We start from the raw sequence: 17,694 nt of genomic DNA, 5'->3' as shown, positions 1-17,694 counted from the left end.
GGCGCAAAGGCCATCCCGGCCTGCATGGAGCGCCACATGTCCTCATCGTCCCAGCGGTTCCGACCCCGCCCACCCCTGCTGGTCACTGCCCTGCTCGCGCTGGCCGCCAGTCCCCTTGTCGCGATGGCGGCGGAGCCGGGTGACCTGCTCTCGGCCGCGCCCTACCGCGCCAGCTGGGTGCCCTCCAAGGCCGCCCAGGCCTACAAGCTGGCCTACCGCACCCCCGATCATCACGGACGCCTGGCCGAGGCGACCGGGCTGGTCTACCTGCCCGCCGGGCCTGCGCCGGCAGGGGGCTGGCCAGTGGTGTCCTGGGCACACGGCACCCAGGGCATCGCCGACCACTGCGCGCCTTCGGTGTCCGGCCCCTACCAGCCCGAGCGCGATGGCCGCTTTCTCGACCAGTTCCTGGATCAGGGCTATGCAGTGTTCGCCGCCGATTACCAGGGGCTGGGCAGCCCGGGCGACCACGCCTACCTGCACGTGCGCACCGCCGCGCGCAACGCCATCGACTTGGTGAAGGCGGGCCATCGGTTCCTGGGCAGCGCCATGCTGTCGCCGCGCTGGGTATCGGTGGGCCACTCGCAGGGTGGCGCCGCCGCGCTCACTGCCGGCCATCTGGCACCGTCCTATGGACCCTCGCTGCAGTACCGCGGCAGCTTCACCACCGGCACACCCACGGCCGTCGAACTGACTGCGCTGGTGATGAAGCCGGACAGCCGCACGCCGAATCCGGGCGCGCTCAATGCCTACCATGCCTACCTGCTCGATGGCCTGCTGCAGGTGGAGCCACGCATCGCGCAGGTGCTCAGCGCTGAGGGCCACGCACGCGTCGCATTGGCGCGCCAGCAGTGCCTGGGCCCGCTGGCTGTCACCCTGGAGGGCGCCAACACAGGAGAGATGTTCAACGCGCCGTTGAGCTCGGTACCGGGCATCTGGACGTTGCTGCATGACTATCTGGGCGTGCCACGCCGGGGCTTCAGCCAGCCGCTGATGCTGGGCCACGGCAGCCAGGACCGCGACGTGCCCTATCTGACCACCCTGCTGTATGCCGCCGGCCTGGCCGTGCGCGGCGAACCGGTGGCCTTCCGACGCTACCCGGTCGACCATCGCGGCACGCTGGACGCAGCAGCGGCCGATGCCCTGGCATTCGTGCGCGCGCGGCTGGGGGACAGCCATTTTGACGACGCCGCCGAAACCGCCGGCCTGGAGCAACTGCTCAACGAAGCCCAGTAGATCCACGCCATGCGTGGATGGGCGGTACACCCGGTTGCCGGCCAGCGGCCGGCACTACCGATGGGTCCATCGAACATTGGTAGCGCCGGGCCATGCCCGGCGACCGGTCCTCAGCTCTTGTAGCCGTTGCTGATCGGATAGCGGCGCTCACGCCCGAACGCGCGGCGCGAGACCTTCGGGCCCGGCGCGGCCTGGTGGCGCTTCCACTCGCTGATCCGCACCAGCCGCAGCACACGATCCACCACCGCCGCGTCATAGCCTGCAGCGACGATCTCTGTGCGCGACTGCTCCTGGTCGATGTAGCGGTACAGGATGCCGTCCAGCACGTCGTAGGCCGGCAGCGAATCCTGGTCGGTCTGGTTTTCGCGCAGTTCGGCCGAAGGCGGGCGGCTGATCACCGCCGGCGGGATCACCGGCGCACCGCCAACGGTGTTGCGCCACTTGGACAGGCCGAACACCTCGGTCTTGTACAGGTCCTTCAGCGGTGCGTAGCCGCCACACATGTCGCCATAGATCGTGGCGTAGCCGACCGCGTACTCGCTCTTGTTGCCGGTAGTCAGCAACAGGCCACCGAACTTGTTGGCCAGCGCCATCAGGATCACGCCACGGCTGCGCGACTGCAGGTTCTCCTCGGTCACATCCGGCGTGGTGCCCTCGAACATCGGCGCCAGCGCCTGCATCAGGCCCTGGAACGCCGGCTCGATGGAAACGGCTTCCAGCTTAACGCCCAGCGCCTGGCACTGCTCGGCGGCCAGGTCGTTGGACATGCCGGCGGTATAGCGCGACGGCAGGCGCACCGCAGTGACGTTCTCGGCGCCCAGCGCATCGACCGCCATGGCCAGCACGATCGCCGAGTCGATGCCACCGGACAGACCCAGCCACACCTTCTTGAAACCGTTCTTGCTGCAGTAGTCCTGGATGCCGCGGGTCACCGCGCGCCAGGCCAGCGCATCCATGCTCTCGTCACCATCGTCCATCCATACCTGCGGCAGGAAGCTACGGGTAGCGCCGTCGTAGTCCACCACCAGCCACTGGTCGACGAAGGCCGCCGCGGCCGGGTGCACCGTGCCATCGCCATCGGCCACCACCGATGCACCATCGAACACCAGCGCGTCCTGGCCGCCCACCACATTGAGGTAGGCGATGGCCGCACCGCTTTCGCGGGTACGTGCAGCCAGCACGGCGTCACGCTGGGCATGCTTGCCGCGCTCGTAGGGTGAAGCGTTCGGCACCACCACCAGCTGCGCGCCAGCACGCACCGTATCGGCCAGCGGCTCGGCGAACCACAGGTCTTCGCAGATCAGCAGGCCAACCGGAATACCGTCAACCTCGAACACGCAGCTGCCACCGTCCGGGTCGACATCGAAGTAGCGGCGCTCGTCGAACACGGCGTAATTGGGCAGCTCGCGCTTGCGATAGGTCTGCTCCACCAGGCCATCGCGCAGCACGCTGGCCGCGTTGTAGACCACCGCACCGGCCGCCTGCGGCCAACCGACCACGGCGGTGATGCCACGGCACGCAGCCGCAATGCGGGTCATCGCCTGCTCGCACTCGTACAGGAAGCCCGGGCGCAGCAGCAGGTCCTCCGGCGGATAGCCGCTGATCGCCAGCTCGGGGAACATCACCAGCCCGGCGCCGTATTCGTCGCGCGCCTGACCGATCATCTCGATGATGCGCTCGGTGTTGCCGGCGACATCGCCAACCGGGAAGTCGAACTGCGCCATCGCGATGCGGATCGAAGCCATGAGGGTCCAGCCTGTGGTTGCAATGCGCACATTGTAGATCCACGCCATGCGTGGATGGGGTGCGCCCGGGTGTGTGCTGAAGTAGATCCACGCCATGCGTGGATGCGGTTCAGCGAGTCGCCGATACCCGGACGCAGAAAGGCCGCCCGGAGGCGGCCTTTCTGTTTCAGACAGCCGGCCAGCGGCCGGCTTTACAAACACGTAGCCGCTGCGCGGCTGCGGTCTTATTTCACCAGCTTGGCGATGGCAGCGCCCAGGTCGCCCGGCGAACGCACGGTGACGACGCCAGCAGCTTCCATGGCAGCAAACTTGCCTTCGGCAGTGCCCTTGCCGCCCGATGCGATCGCACCGGCGTGGCCCATGCGCTTGCCGGCCGGAGCCGAAGCACCCGCGATGAAACCGACGACCGGCTTCTTCACGTGGTTCTTGATGTACTCGGCACCGGCTTCTTCAGCGTCACCGCCGATTTCGCCGACCATGATGATGCCTTCGGTCTGCGGATCTTCGTTGAACAGCTTCAGGCAGTCGACGAAGTTCAGGCCGTTGATCGGGTCACCACCGATGCCGATGCAGGTGGACTGGCCCAGGCCGACTTCGGTGGTCTGCTTGACCGCTTCATAGGTCAGGGTGCCCGAACGCGACACGATGCCGATCTTGCCCGGCTTGTGGATGTGGCCCGGCATGATGCCGATCTTGCACTCGCCCGGGGTGATGACGCCCGGGCAGTTCGGCCCGATCAGCACGGTGTCCGGATGCGAACGGGTCAGCACGTTCTTGACGCGCAGCATGTCCAGCACCGGGATGCCTTCGGTGATGCAGACGATGACCTTGATGCCGGCAGCAGCGGCTTCCAGGATCGCGTCAGCCGCGTACGGCGGCGGCACGTAGATGACCGAAGCGTTGGCGCCGGTGCTCTGCACGGCGTCGGCAACGGTGTTGAAGACCGGCAGGTCGATATGGGTGGTGCCACCCTTGCCCGGGGTCACGCCGCCAACAACCTGGGTGCCGTACTCGATCATCTGAGTGGCGTGGAAGGTGCCCTGCTGGCCGGTGAAGCCCTGCACGATCACCTTGGTGTTCTTATTGATCAAAACTGACATTGGATTTCCTTCGGTGTCGGATCAGGCGGCGTTCTTGACAGCTTCGACGACCTTCTTGGCACCGTCGTTGATGTTGTCGGCCGGGATGATGGCCATGCCGCTGTCACGCAGTAGCTGCTTGCCTTCTTCCACGTTGGTGCCTTCCAGACGCACCACGACCGGAACCTTGACGCCCACTTCCTTCACGGCGGCGATGATGCCTTCGGCAATCATGTCGCAGCGGACGATGCCGCCGAAGATGTTGACGAAGATGCCTTCGACCTTGTCCGAGGACAGGATCAGCTTGAACGCTTCGATGACGCGCTGCTTGTTGGCACCGCCGCCCACGTCCAGGAAGTTCGCCGGCTCGCCGCCGTTGAGCTTGATGACGTCCATGGTGGCCATGGCCAGGCCTGCGCCGTTGACCATGCAACCGATGTTGCCGTCCATGGTGACGTAGTTGATGTCCAGCTCCGAAGCGATCACTTCGGTCGGATCTTCCTGGGTCTTGTCGCGCATGGCGACCAGGGCCTTCTGGCGGAAAGCGGCGTTGTCGTCGCTGTCGAACTTGCCGTCCAGCGCATACAGGTTGCCGTCGTCCAGGATGGCCAGCGGGTTGATTTCAACCAGCGCCAGATCCTTTTCGTTGAACAGGCGGTACAGGTTCACCATGATGTTGGCGAACTGGCCGGCCTGCTTGGCGGTCAGGCCCAGCTTGAAGCCGAAATCACGGCCGTGGTAACCCTGCACGCCTTCGACGAAGTCGACGTTCAGCGAGTGGATCAGCTCCGGGGTTTCAGCGGCGACCTGCTCGATCTCCACGCCGCCTTCCGAAGAGGCGATGTAGGTGATGGTCTTGGTGCCACGGTCAACCAGCACCGACAGGTACAGTTCCTTGACGATCTCGCCGGCGGTGGTCACCAGCACCAGGTTGACCGGCAGTTCAACGCCAGCGGTCTGGTAGGTGGCCATCTTGGTGCCGAGCATCTTGGCCGCAGCGGCCTTCACGTCGTCGGTGGTCTTGCAGAACTTGACGCCGCCAGCCTTGCCGCGGCCGCCAGCGTGGATCTGCGCCTTGACCATCCAGGGGCCCTGGCCCAGGGAGTTGGCAGCGGCAACAGCTTCGTCCGGGGTCGCAGCGACCTTGCCGGCCGGGACCGGGATGCCGTACTCGGCAAGCAGTTGTTTTGACTGGTATTCGTGGAAATTCATGCGTCACCGTGGGAATAGGAACGACCGCACGCAATTCCTCAGGGCCCCGGCGGGGCGCCGGCATGGACCGCGGCGGGCCCACTATTGTGGCCGAGCCGGCGCCGGGGCGCAAAGAAGTATGGACAAAAGGCCGCAACCGGCCAGATTTCCACGGGCATTCAGGCAGTTGCGGCACGGCACGGCTCGCCCCCCAAAGGCCGGGCCGGGTCGATTGCGCAGCCCAGCCCGGTACAGGCCCCCTATACTGGTGCCGTAAATTCGAGCCCACGGTGCCGGCAACCGGGCAGCGAGCACATCCGACGATCGGGGGACGTCGGGCAGTTCGGCCCACCGCCGTCATGATCCAGTTCCAGGCAGCCAGAAGGGGAGTTCCGGCGTGTCACCCAGTGCTTCATTGATCGACCGCATCGAATCGATACCGCGGCGCGAGCTGTATTTCTTCGCCCTGTACCGGGTGCTGATCGCCTCGGTCATCGCCGCCCTGCTCTACAGCCCGTTGTCGGCCATGGTCGGCGAAGCCCACCACCCGCGCCTGGCCTATTCGGTCGGCGCCGCTTATCTGCTGCTGTCCCTGTTGTGGCTGGTGATCGGCCGCAACGAACGCTGGCTGCGGCAGATCGTGGTCGGCGGCGTGCTGTTGGACATCGTCGCCGCCAGCCTGCTGGCGCACGCCCTGCCCGGCGCCAGCGCCGGCATCTCGATGTCGCTGCTGTTCAACATCGCCGCCGCCGCCACCCTGCTGCCGCTCAGCTGGGGCCTGCTGCTGGCGCTGGCCGCCAGCGTCGCCACTGCTGCCGAATACCTGTGGAAGGTGCTGGAAGGCGGCGACCCCACCCGCACCCTGGCCGAACTGGCGATGTTCGCCACCAGCTACCTGGCGCTGGCCTTCATCAGCTACCAGGTCGGCAACCGTGCACGACGCAACCAGCAGCTGGCCAACCAGCGTGGCGACGAAGTGGCCAACCTGTTCCAGATCAACGAACTGATCATCCGCCGCATGCGCACCGGCGTGGTGGTGGTGGACGCCGGCAACCGCATCACCCTGGCCAACGAAGCCGCCTCGATCCTGCTGGGCGACCGCGATGGCAACAGTGATTCCGGCCGCCTCGACCTGGCCAGTGTCGCCCCCGAACTTGCGCGGCGCCTGCAACGCTGGCGCAACGGCTGGGCACAGGATGAAATGCCGCTGCAGCTCAACCCCGACCAGCCGGAAGTGCAGCCACGCTTCGCCCGCCTGCTGGCCGGCAGCGACCTGGTGCTGGTGTTCCTGGACGACTCCAGCGTGGTCTCACGCCGCGCCGAATCACTCACTCTGTCGGCGATGGGGCGCTTCTCGGCCAGCCTCGCGCACGAGATCCGCAACCCGCTGGCGGCCATCAACTATGCCGTGCAGCTGCTGGAAGAAGGTACCGGCTTCAACGAAAGCGACCGTCGCCTGCTGCAGATCATCCACCAGCAGTGCCAGCGCACCAACGGCATCGTTGAAAGCGTGCTGGGCCTGGCCCGGCGCGAACGCGCCAACCCGGAAAACGTGGATCTGGCCGCCTTCGTGCGCCGCTTCGTACTGGAGTACAAGCAGGGGCAGACGCTGGAAACCGACAGCATCGAACCGATCATCAACGACACATCGGTGCCGGCCCAGGTCGACCCGCGCCACCTGTACCAGGTGCTGACCGTGCTGGTGCACAACGCACTGAAGTACGGCCGCATCGGCGAGCAGCCCGCGCGCGTAAGGCTGCGCGTGGCCCAGCACGAACGCAGTGCGGTGATCGATGTGATGGACCGTGGCCCCGGCATCCCGGAGACCGTCGCCGCTCAGCTGTTCCGCCCCTTCTTCACCACCTCCGAGCACGGCACCGGGCTGGGGCTGTACATCGCCCGTGAGCTGTGCCGGGCCAACCAGGCGCGACTGGATTACATCCCCGTACCCGCCGGCGGCTCCTGCTTCCGCCTGGTTCTGCCTGGACCGCACACGCTGTTTCCGGACTGATTCCGCCCGTCAAACATTTGTCGCATCCCACCCCCTCGGCTATCTTTCCCACCCATGAACGAAACCCGCAGCGCCCTCGTCGTCGACGATGAACGCGATATCCGCGAACTGCTGGTGTTGACCCTCGGCCGCATGGGCCTGCGCATCAGCACCGCCGCCAACCTTGCCGAAGCCCGCGAACTGCTGGCCAGCAATCCCTATGACCTGTGCATCACCGACATGCGCCTGCCCGACGGCAACGGCATCGAACTGGTCAGCGAGATCGCCCAGCACTACCCGCGCACGCCGGTGGCGATGATCACCGCCTTCGGCAGCATGGACCTGGCCGTGGAAGCACTGAAAGCCGGTGCCTTCGATTTCGTCAGCAAGCCGGTGGACATCACCGTGCTGCGCGGCCTGGTCAAGCATGCGCTGGAACTCAACAACAGCGAACGCCCCGTTGCCGGGCCTGCTGCCGAACAGGCCGCGCGCCTGCTTGGCGACTCGCCGGCCATGGACGTGCTGCGCGCCACCATCAGCAAGGTTGCGCGCAGCCAGGCACCGGTCTACATCCTGGGCGAATCCGGAGTGGGCAAGGAACTGGTCGCACGCACCATCCACGCGCAGGGCGCACGCGCCGCCGGGCCGTTCGTGCCGGTCAACTGTGGCGCCATCCCCACCGAATTGATGGAAAGCGAGTTCTTCGGCCACCGCAAGGGCAGCTTCACCGGCGCCCATGCCGACAAACCGGGACTGTTCCAGGCCGCGCACGGCGGCACCCTGTTCCTGGATGAAGTGGCCGAGCTTCCGCTGCAGATGCAGGTGAAGCTGCTGCGTGCGATCCAGGAAAAATCGGTGCGCGCGGTTGGCGCCCCCAGCGAAGAACCGGTGGATGTGCGCATCCTCTCGGCCACCCACAGGGATCTGGCCGAGCTGGTCGAAGACGGGCGTTTCCGCCACGACCTCTACTACCGCATCAATGTGATCGAACTGCGCGTGCCGCCGCTGCGCGAACGCCGCCAGGACCTGCCCGCGCTTGCCGCGTCGATCCTGGCACGACTGGCCCGCAGCCACGGCCGCGCCACCCCGCTGCTGGCGCCTTCGGCGCTGGACGCATTGGCCCAGTACGGTTTCCCGGGCAACGTGCGCGAGCTGGAGAACATCCTCGAACGCGCGCTGGCACTGGCCGAGGAAGACCGTATCGGCGCGGACGATCTGCGCCTGCCGCAGCATGCGCCTCGCTCACCCGGCAGCGCTGCGCACGCCGAAGCGGTGGTGGATCTGCATCCGGGCAGTGCTGCCCTGCCCTCGTATATCGAGCAGCTCGAGCGCAGTGCCATCCAACGCGCGCTGGAAGAAAACCGCTGGAACAAGACCCGTACCGCCGCGCAGCTGGGCATCACCTTCCGCGCGCTGCGTTACAAGCTTAAGAAGCTGGGAATGGAATAAGGCTACCCCGTGGTAGTGCCGGCCGCTGGCCGGCAACCTCACGCACCGCGCATCCACGCATGGCGTGGATCTACTGAAAACTGCCATCCACGCACGGCGTGGATCTACTGGGCGTTCTGCATCGAAATGGTAGTGCCGGCCGCTGGCCGGCAACCTCGTGCATCGCCCATCCACGCATGGCGTGGATCTACTGGTTGCCCCATCCACGCACGGCGTGGATCAACCGGCCGTTCTGCGTCGAAATGGTAGTGCCGGCCGCTGGCCGGCAACCCCGTGCACCGCCCATCCACGCATGGCGTGGATCTACGGCATCAATCCTTGGTGACGCGATTGATCTCGGCCAGGCTGGTCACGCCCGCGGCCGCCTTCTTCAACGCCGACTGCCGCAGGTCATTCACACCAATGGCCTGCGCAGCCTCGGCAATCTGCAGCGCATTGCCGCCAGCCAGCACGATGGTTGCGATTTCATCTGTCATCGGCATGACCTGGTAGAGACCGGTACGGCCCTTGTACCCCTCGGTGCACTCATCGCAGCCCACCGCCTCGTACAGCTCGATGCCCGCATCCAGCTGCGCCTGGGTGAAACCCTCGGCCAGCAGCGCATGCGCCGGCAGGTTGGCCGGGCGCTTGCAGTTGCCGCACAACCGGCGTGCCAGTCGCTGGGCGATCACCAGCGTCACCGAACTGGTGATGTTGTACGGCGCGATGCCCATGTTCATCAGGCGCGCGATGGTCTGCGGCGCATCATTGGTATGCAGCGTGGACAGCACCATGTGACCGGTCTGGGCCGCCTTGATCGCGATCTCGGCCGTCTCCAGGTCGCGGATTTCGCCCACCATGATGATGTCCGGATCCTGACGAAGGAAGGAACGCAGCGCTACTGCGAAGGTCATGCCGCGCTTGTTGTTCTGCTGCACCTGGTTGACGCCGGGCAGGCGGATTTCCACCGGATCTTCGGCAGTGGAAATATTGCGGGTCTCATCGTTGAGGATACCCAGCGCGGTATACAGCGACACCGTCTTGCCCGAACCGGTCGGGCCAGTCACCAGCACCATGCCGTAAGGCTTGTGGATCGCTTCCAGGAACAGCTTCTGCTGCTCTGGCTCGTAACCCAGCTTGTCGATACCCAGCTTGGCCGCGCTGCCATCGAGGATACGCAGCACCACCTTCTCACCGAACAGGGTGGGCAGCGTGCTGACGCGGAAATCGATCTGCTTGGTCTTTGAAAGATTGAGCTTGATGCGCCCGTCCTGCGGCACGCGCTTTTCGGCAATGTCCAGCTGCGACATCACCTTCAGGCGCGCGGCAATGCGCTGGCTGAGCTTGACCGGCGCGCGCGCGACCAGTTTCAGCAGGCCATCAATGCGCAGGCGCACCCGGTAGTCGTCTTCGTAAGGCTCGAAATGAATGTCCGACGCCCCCTTGCGGATCGCATCAACCAGTACCTTGTTGACGAACTTCACTACCGGGGTATCGTCGCCCTTCGCGTCGATGCCCGAATCGCCGCCCGCGCCGTCCTCGTCGCCGAGACCGACATCAAGGTTGGCCATGCCCTCATCATCGCCCCCAAGGGAATCGCCAATGGTGTCGTGGCTGGCATGCCACTGTTCCAATGTCCGGCGGATCTGGTCCTCATCGACAAGAATCGGCTCGACCACCAAGTTGGTGTGGAACTTGATCTCATCCAGCGAATGGGTCGGGTTGCTGGTGCCCACGAACAGCTTCCCACCGCGTTTGAACAGCGGCAGCACGTTGTGCTTGCGCAGCAGCTCCTCGCTGACCAGGTTCATCGCGTTCTGGCTGCTGTCGAACGTGGACACGTCGAACAGCGGCATGCCGAACTCGACCGCGTTGGCGGCCGCCAGCTGCGCGGCCCCTACCACCTTGTTCTGGGCGAACCAGGTCGGTAGTGGTTGGCGCGCGGCGGTTGCCTTGGCCATGGCGTCGCGGGCGGCAGCTTCATCCAGCGCGCCGTCCTGGACCAGGCGGCGGGCCAGGCCGGTGATGCCGACCAAGTTGGGGGTGGAAACAACGCTCATGGTATTCCTCGTTCTACTCGCGCCCTGACGGCAGGGATTCGACTTTTGCAGCAGCCACCGGCCCGGTGGAAGCCAGATAGCTCAGCAGGCGCAGCGCCCCGCTCCGTCGGGCATCCGGCGCAAGCGCCTTCCAGTACTGATCCGTCAGCTGGCGCGAGGCTGCGGTATCCCCCAGTCCGCGCGCTGCATGCTGCATTGCACCGAACAGATAATAGCCTGCTGCGGCATCAGCCAGCAGTTCGGCTCCCTGCTCTCCCTGCAACAATCGTCGGCCTTCCGTGAGTACAGCGTGGTGATCGTCATTGGCCGCAGCAGCGACCATCGCCAGGCTTGAAGCCACGGTCGGGTCCTTCGGCGTGCAGTCCATCCAGGCCCGTTGTACCCACAGGGCCGAGCGTTGCTCCGGCGGAAGGAACGGGGTGGTGTCACCGGCCAGTGCAAACAGCAACCTGGCGGTCTCCACCGGCGCCTTGTCCAGCTCACAGCGGCCGGCCAGTCCGCGCAGCGCCTGTGCCCGCAGCCAGTCAGCCGCAGCGATATCAACTGGCGTCACAACCCTGTCCTGCAGCACCTCGGCCAAAGCATGCGCACGCGGACGCCGGTCTTCCCGGCTTGAAGCAGGCTGCGAAGCCCCCGCCCCAATGGGGGCATCGCGCACGGGTTGTGGTCGCGCGAGGATTGGCCAGGGGGTAGCCATAACTTCCTGGAAATCAGGAGTGAACGCACGCTGGAAGCGCGCCACGGGTGCCTTCAACTTCAACGTCGGGAAATAATCCGAATTGCGTGCAGCCGGATACAACGGAACGAACGCCCTCAGCGCGGCATCGTCCATCGACAGCGTGTCGTCCAGATCAGCCAGCGAATGCACCCCGATCCGCGCCAGCTCCTCACGCAGCGCTGGCTGCTGGAACAGGCTGTCATTCATCGCAGGCAGCTTGCCCTTGGGAGTCGCCACCAGGATCAAATCACCCCTGTTGGCCAGATAGGCGCGCGCGTCCGAAAACTGCTCCAGCATGCCGGCCAGCACCGAGCTGACCAGCTCGGGGGTGATCTCGTACATTTGCAACCACTGTACGAATACGCCGCCTTCGTTGAGCTGCTGCGGCACGAACTGGTAGAACTCGTCACTGAACAACGCAGCGGTGCCACCCACCCAGGGATTGGAGGGCTCGGAAATGATCAGGTCGTACTTGCGCGGACTGGCCGCGAAATAGGACTTGGCATCATCGATCACCACATGCGAGCGTGGGTCGTTGAACGCGCGTTCGACGCGCTTACCGAACAGGCGTGCGCCTTCCACCATCGCGGGCTCGATTTCCACCGTATCCACCCGGCCGACCCGGCGATCGCCCAGCAGGGTGTGGGTGCTCAGTCCCGAGCCGAAGCCGATCACGCCCACGCGTTGGTAGTCATCGCGCAGCGCCAGCGGCAGCGCAGCCAACAGGATCATCGTCGATTCGTCGCTGGTTGGCGCCTGCTTCATCGACGTTGCCATGCCCGCGTCGACCTTGCCGTTGGTGGCGATGGCACGCATGGGCCCGGTCGCTGAAGCGCTCTCATATACCGCCACGGTAGCGGTCTGGCCATCACGGGAGAACAGCATCGTTGCCGAATCAGCCAGACGCACATTGCCATGACGATAGACGGAGGAATTCAATACCAGTGGGTCGAATCGCACCAGCACCACGGCCGCGACCACGCCGAGCACGCCCACTGCACCGGCCCGCAGCACGGGCGAGCGCAGCCAGCCTGTGGCAGCGCCCTGCACCCGCTGCAGCAGCACCAGACCCAGCGCAATGTCCACCACCGCTGCCACCAGCAACGCGTATTTCAGGCCCAGCAACGGCATCAGCAGGTGGATGGCCGCCAGGACGCCTACGATCGCCCCAAGCGTATTGAATGCGTAGGTCTGCCCGATGGCGCGCTCGCCCTGCCCCGCGCGCAGCAATGCCAGCGTCAGCAGCGGCAGGGTCATGCCGGCGAAGAACGCCGCCGGGAACATCACCAGCGCTGCGATGGCCGCACTGGCCACATTGTAGAGAATGTAGCCATCGGCGCTGCGCACGATGACTCGCATCAGCCAACCCACCCAGTCGAAGGCCTGCGCGTACACGAACATCGACGCCAGCGCGGCCAACCCCATCCAGACCTGCACCCAGCCAGCCACGCGCAGTGGCGAGACCATGCGGTCGGCCCGACGGCGCAGCCAGAGCCCGCCGAAGGCGATCCCCAGGATGAACGCGGCCAGCATCAACTCGAACGAATGCAACGTCGTGCCCAGCGCCAGCGACAGCATGCGGACCCAGGTGATTTCGTACACGAAGGACGATGCACCGGTGGCGGCCGCCACCAGCAACACCAGCAGCACCGGCACCGGCACCGCTGCGTCGCGGGGCGCATCCACCGAGGTCAGCGGGACAGGACGGGCCACCACTACCGGAGCGCTGCCGTCGCGGGCGAGCGGATAGACAAGAATGGCCACGGCGATGTTGAGCAGGCCTGCACTGAGCACGGTTCCCGGCAGGCCAACTGCCGGCAGCAGCAGATAGGTTGCTACCAGCGCACCGGCCGCCGCTCCCAGACTGTTGGAGAAGTACAGACCGGCCAGCACTTCGCCCTGGGCCATGGGCTGCAGCCGCATGTAGCCGGCGCTCATCAGGGGGAATGTCGCCCCAAGCAGGACGCACTGCGGCAGCACCAAGGCGGTGGCCAGCGCCCAGCGCAATGCCGTGGACGAGGATCCTTCCATGCCGGGCATGAGGTGGGTATAGGCCCAACCGGTCGCCCCCTGGAACAGCCCGTCAAAGCCGATACCCAGTACACCGATCACCAGTTCAATGACCGCGTAGGCCAGCAGCGGCCGCTGCAACAGGGCACTGCGGCGGCTGACCAGCCACGCCCCCAGAGCCATGCCGCCCATGAACAGGATCAGCACCAGCGACTGCGCGTGGGAGGAATGCCCGAGGAACAGCCCCAGGTACTGCGTCCAGATGGATTGGTAGATCAGCCCGGCGAAGCCGGACAGAATGAAGATCAGCAGCAGCCATGGTCCATGGCTGTTTGATGCACGGCTCATTGCGGCTCCCCAGTCGCATGCTCAGTCAACAACAAGACACCATCACTGAAATCCGCGCAAGTCTCTTCGGCCCAGCAACGAGCCACGCTGTTTCAACAGATGTACCTTCAGTTCAAAAAATTTCATCGTCCTGCTCGCTGCGCACATCCTCCACCAGGAACGAAAACGGGGGGCTTGCGCCCCCCGTCCGGGTAATACCAACATCCTGAATCAGGAAGTCTTACTTCGCCGGCTTGCCCTGGCAGGAGCCCGGGCGGAACTTGGTATCAATCGAACCTTCGCAGGTCCATTCCGGGATCACGCCGTTGGCCACCTTGGTGTCGTCCGGGGTCAGGGTGATGGTCTTGCCGTCGATGCTACTGTCACCGATCGCCTGTGCGGTGGCAACGATTGCCTTGCCGTCCCACTCCAGCTTGCTGACGTACTTGGTCTGCTGGAAGTCCGGCTGCCACTTGTTGTCCGGCAGCTTGTTGTTGCTGGCCACGTACTCCGACAGGTCGGTACGCAGCGAAGAAGCCGCCAGGATCACTTCCGAGACCTTGGCCTTCTTGGTGTAGTTCGAGTATGCCGGCAGCGCGATGGCGGCCAGGATGGCAATGATCGCAACAACGATCATCAGTTCGATAAGGGTGAAGCCCTTCTGGTTCTTCATAGTGATACATCCCCAAGATAGTGGTGGTTGAGTCAGTGCGCTGGATCGGTCCGGCCAGTGGCCGGCTGAGCGTGTCCTGCACCCTGCGGGTGGATCAACGCAGGTTGCGTGCCAACCCCGGCACGCCTCCCCCTGGATTTCCCCGGGGCCAATGATGGCAGCAAATTCTTGAATGGGAAGCCCCCTTAACAGGAATTGCGACGAACCCAGCAATGTGACGCAGTGCGTCACCTTTGGTCGGCAGCCGGCACGAATTCGCATTCTGCCCCCGTCCGGATCTGCCAAGTCGGCGGTGAACCCGCTACCATCGGCAGATGCCCGTCTGGGGATGGCGGGCCGGGGAGCCAACATGTCTGTCAGTCGCAGTGCGATCAAGAAAGAGCCCGTGGCGCGTAGCACCATGGAGTTGCAGCCGTTTGTCTGGGAGGGGACCGACAAGCGGGGAATCAAGATGAAGGGCGAACAGTTGGCGAAGAACGCCAATCTGCTGCGCGCCGAGCTACGCCGCCAAGGCATCAACCCTGGTCAGGTCAAGGTCAAGCCGAAGCCCTTGTTCGGGGCTGCCGGCAAACCGGTCACGCCCAAGGACATCGCCTTCTTCAGTCGGCAGATGGCGACGATGATGAAATCCGGCGTGCCGATCGTGTCGGCGCTGGAGATCATCGGCAGCGGCCACAAGAATCCGCGAATGAAGAAGCTGGTCGATACGGTGCGCACCGACATCGAGGGCGGCTCCTCCCTGTATGAAGCGATCAGCCGCCATCCGGTGCAGTTCGACGAACTGTATCGCAACCTGGTGCGGGCGGGCGAAAGCGCGGGTGTGCTGGAAACGGTGCTCGACACCATTGCCACCTACAAAGAGAACATCGAAGCGCTGAAGGGCAAGATCAAGAAGGCCTTGTTCTACCCAGCGATGGTCCTGGCCGTCGCATTCCTGGTCAGCACCATCCTTCTGGTATGGGTCGTCCCTCAGTTCGAAGAGGTGTTCCAGAGCTTCGGCGCCGATCTACCTGCCTTTACCCAGATGGTGGTGAACCTGTCCCGGTTCATGGTGTCGTGGTGGTGGTTGATGGCGATCGTGCTGATCGGCTCGGTAGTCGCAATCGCGATGACCTACCGGCGCTCGGAGAAGATGCAGCACACGGTGGACAGGCTGGTACTGAAGGTACCGGTGATCGGCCAGATCATGCACAACAGCGCCATTGCCCGCTTCGCCCGTACCACGGCGGTGACGTTCAAGGCCGGTGTGCCGCTGGTGGAAGGCTTGGGCATCGTTGCCGGCGCGACCGGCAACAAGGTCTACAGCGATGGCGTACTGCGCATGCGCGATGACGTGTCGGTGGGTTATCCGGTCAATATGGCCATGAAACAGCTCAACCTGTTCCCGCATATGGTCATCCAGATGACCGGCATCGGCGAAGAGGCTGGCGCATTGGACACGATGCTGTTCAAGGTGGCCGAGTATTATGAGCAGGAGGTCAACAACGCAGTGGACGCCCTGAGCAGCCTGCTGGAACCGATGATCATGGTATTCATTGGTACCCTTGTCGGTGGCTTGGTCATTGCGATGTACCTGCCCATCTTCAAACTCGGCGCCGTCGTCGGCTAAGGTAACAATGGCATTTCTCGACCAGCATCCCGGCCTCGGCTATCCCGCCGCGGCCGGCCTGGGACTGCTTCTCGGCAGCTTCCTCAACGTCGTCATCCTGCGCCTGCCCAAGCGGCTGGAGTGGGAGTGGAAGCGCGACGCCCGCGAAGTACTGGAGGAGCCGGACTTCTACGAGCCGCCCCCGCCGGGCATCGTGGTTGAGCCTTCGCACTGTCCGCACTGCAAGCACAAGCTGGCCTGGTACGAGAACATCCCGCTGTTCAGCTGGATGATCCAGGGCGGCAAGTGCCGCCACTGCAAGGCACCGATCTCCATCCAGTACCCGCTGGTGGAGGCGCTGACCGCAGTGATGGTGCTGGCCTGCGTGTGGCAATTCGGCTTCGGCTGGCAGGGCTTCGGCGCGATCGTGCTGACCTGCTTCCTGATCGCCCTGTCCGGCATCGACCTGCGCACCCAGCTGCTACCGGACCAATTGACCCTGCCCCTGATGTGGCTGGGGTTGATAGGCAGCATCGACAACCTGTACATGCCGGCCAAACCGGCCCTGCTGGGCGCCCTGCTGGGCTATCTGTCGCTGTGGTCGGTGTGGTGGCTGTTCAAGCAGCTGACCGGCAAGGAAGGCATGGGCCACGGCGATTTCAAGCTGCTGGCCGCGCTGGGTGCCTGGTGTGGGATGAAGGGCATCCTGCCGATCATCCTGATGTCGTCGGTGCTGGGCGCCATCATCGGATCGATCTGGCTGTACAGCCGTGGCCGGGACCGGGCGACGCCGATCCCGTTCGGGCCCTACCTGGCTTTGGCCGGCTGGCTGTTCTTCATGTGGGGCGAGCCGCTGTTGAACCAGTATCTGGTGATGAGCGGGCTGCGCTGAGGGCGCACCGATGAGCCGTTATGTGGTGGGCCTGACCGGCGGCATCGCCTCGGGCAAGAGCGAGGTCACCCGGCGCTTCGAGGCGCTGGGGATTGTCGTGGCCGATGCCGACCTGGCCGCGCGCGCGGTGGTGGCGGTGGGCAGCCCTGCCCTTGCCCTGATTGCCGAGCGCTTCGGCGCGGGAATCCTGCTGGCCGATGGCAGCCTTGACCGGGCGCGCCTGCGTGCCCACATCTTTGCTGACCCGGCCGAGCGGACGGCGCTGGAAGCGATCACCCACCCGGCCATCCGCCTGTTGATGCAGCAGCAGTGCGAGCAGGCCGCCAGCCCCTACGCGCTGGCGGCGATTCCGCTGCTGACCGAAGTAGGTGGCCGCCTTGCCTACCCGTGGCTGGACCGGGTGCTGCTGGTGGATGCCCCCGAGGCCGTGCAGCACGCCCGGCTGATGCAACGCGACGGCATCGACGCGGCGCTGGCCGACCAGATGATCGCCGCTCAGGCCAGCCGAGCACAGCGCTTGGCGCTGTCCGATGACGTGGTCGTCAATGATGGCCATCCGGATGACCTGCAGGCGCAGGTCGAGCGATTGCACGCGCGGTATCTGGTGTTGGCGGCCGGGTAAGCCCGGGGCTCACCATGCATGGCATGGCGGATGCAGGCCCCTTGGTGACCTGCACCGCACAGGACAATGCGTCGATCGAGGCAATTCACCAGGTCGCGCCGGGGTAATCAACGCCCTTAGCGGAAGCCGGACCCC

12 protein-coding genes are annotated in these 17,694 nt (G+C 65.1%); 6 read left to right on the top strand and 6 right to left on the bottom strand.

Going from position 1 to position 17,694, the window contains the following annotated elements:
- Positions 1 to 36 precede the first annotated feature (36 nt).
- The gene (locus AC07UW_RS07380) at positions 37 to 1,236 is read left to right on the top strand and encodes a lipase family protein (RefSeq protein WP_495211735.1); all 1,200 of its coding nucleotides are present in this window, start codon (positions 37 to 39) and stop codon (positions 1,234 to 1,236) included.
- 110 nt (positions 1,237 to 1,346) lie between these two features.
- On the opposite strand, the gene AC07UW_RS07375 is transcribed toward AC07UW_RS07380, so the two are convergent.
- The 3 genes from AC07UW_RS07375 to sucC form a co-directional block, all read right to left on the bottom strand.
- Entirely contained in the window at positions 1,347 to 2,981 is a 1,635-nt protein-coding gene (locus AC07UW_RS07375; RefSeq protein WP_313250329.1) for an NAD+ synthase, read from the bottom strand.
- A 224-nt stretch (positions 2,982 to 3,205) separates the two neighbouring features.
- The gene (gene sucD / locus AC07UW_RS07370) at positions 3,206 to 4,081 is read right to left on the bottom strand and encodes a succinate--CoA ligase subunit alpha (protein ID WP_017356169.1); all 876 of its coding nucleotides are present in this window, start codon (positions 4,079 to 4,081) and stop codon (positions 3,206 to 3,208) included.
- A 21-nt stretch (positions 4,082 to 4,102) separates the two neighbouring features.
- Positions 4,103 to 5,272: an ADP-forming succinate--CoA ligase subunit beta gene (gene sucC, locus AC07UW_RS07365; protein WP_025874298.1), complete on the bottom strand. Its 1,170-nt coding sequence runs from the start codon at positions 5,270 to 5,272 to the stop codon at positions 4,103 to 4,105.
- Between the two features lie 376 nt (positions 5,273 to 5,648).
- Between sucC and AC07UW_RS07360 the strand changes: the two genes are divergently transcribed.
- Positions 5,649 to 7,262 carry a sensor histidine kinase gene (locus tag AC07UW_RS07360; protein ID WP_336031656.1) on the top strand — a complete coding sequence of 538 codons (1,614 nt, stop codon included), beginning with the start codon at positions 5,649 to 5,651 and terminating at the stop codon, positions 7,260 to 7,262.
- A 54-nt stretch (positions 7,263 to 7,316) separates the two neighbouring features.
- Positions 7,317 to 8,690 carry a sigma-54-dependent transcriptional regulator gene (locus AC07UW_RS07355; protein ID WP_336031660.1) on the top strand — a complete coding sequence of 458 codons (1,374 nt, stop codon included), beginning with the start codon at positions 7,317 to 7,319 and terminating at the stop codon, positions 8,688 to 8,690.
- 311 nt (positions 8,691 to 9,001) lie between these two features.
- On the opposite strand, the gene pilB is transcribed toward AC07UW_RS07355, so the two are convergent.
- The 3 genes from pilB to AC07UW_RS07340 form a co-directional block, all read right to left on the bottom strand.
- A complete protein-coding gene (gene pilB / locus AC07UW_RS07350; RefSeq protein ID WP_223496330.1) occupies positions 9,002 to 10,729 on the bottom strand; it encodes a type IV-A pilus assembly ATPase PilB in 1,728 nt (575 codons plus the stop codon).
- A 13-nt stretch (positions 10,730 to 10,742) separates the two neighbouring features.
- On the bottom strand, positions 10,743 to 13,805 hold the full coding sequence (locus tag AC07UW_RS07345; protein ID WP_495211734.1) for a fused MFS/spermidine synthase: 3,063 nt from the start codon (positions 13,803 to 13,805) through the stop codon (positions 10,743 to 10,745).
- 220 nt (positions 13,806 to 14,025) lie between these two features.
- Positions 14,026 to 14,457: a pilin gene (locus tag AC07UW_RS07340; RefSeq protein ID WP_223496334.1), complete on the bottom strand. Its 432-nt coding sequence runs from the start codon at positions 14,455 to 14,457 to the stop codon at positions 14,026 to 14,028.
- Positions 14,458 to 14,806: 349 nt separating this feature from the next.
- Between AC07UW_RS07340 and AC07UW_RS07335 the strand changes: the two genes are divergently transcribed.
- From AC07UW_RS07335 to coaE, 3 genes are read left to right on the top strand one after another with little or no spacing between them, the layout of a single operon-like run.
- The gene (locus AC07UW_RS07335; protein WP_312107725.1) at positions 14,807 to 16,066 is read left to right on the top strand and encodes a type II secretion system F family protein; all 1,260 of its coding nucleotides are present in this window, start codon (positions 14,807 to 14,809) and stop codon (positions 16,064 to 16,066) included.
- Positions 16,067 to 16,073: 7 nt separating this feature from the next.
- Positions 16,074 to 16,937, top strand: a complete 864-nt coding sequence (locus AC07UW_RS07330; protein ID WP_223496336.1) for a prepilin peptidase — start codon at positions 16,074 to 16,076, stop codon at positions 16,935 to 16,937.
- Positions 16,938 to 16,947: 10 nt separating this feature from the next.
- Positions 16,948 to 17,559: a dephospho-CoA kinase gene (coaE, locus tag AC07UW_RS07325; RefSeq protein ID WP_223496337.1), complete on the top strand. Its 612-nt coding sequence runs from the start codon at positions 16,948 to 16,950 to the stop codon at positions 17,557 to 17,559.
- Positions 17,560 to 17,694: the final 135 nt, after the last annotated feature.

Source organism: Stenotrophomonas sp. GW821-FHT02D01, from assembly GCF_059421765.1.
Note: the sequence above shows the minus strand (reverse complement) of the source record. Positions and strands in the feature narration are given on the sequence as shown.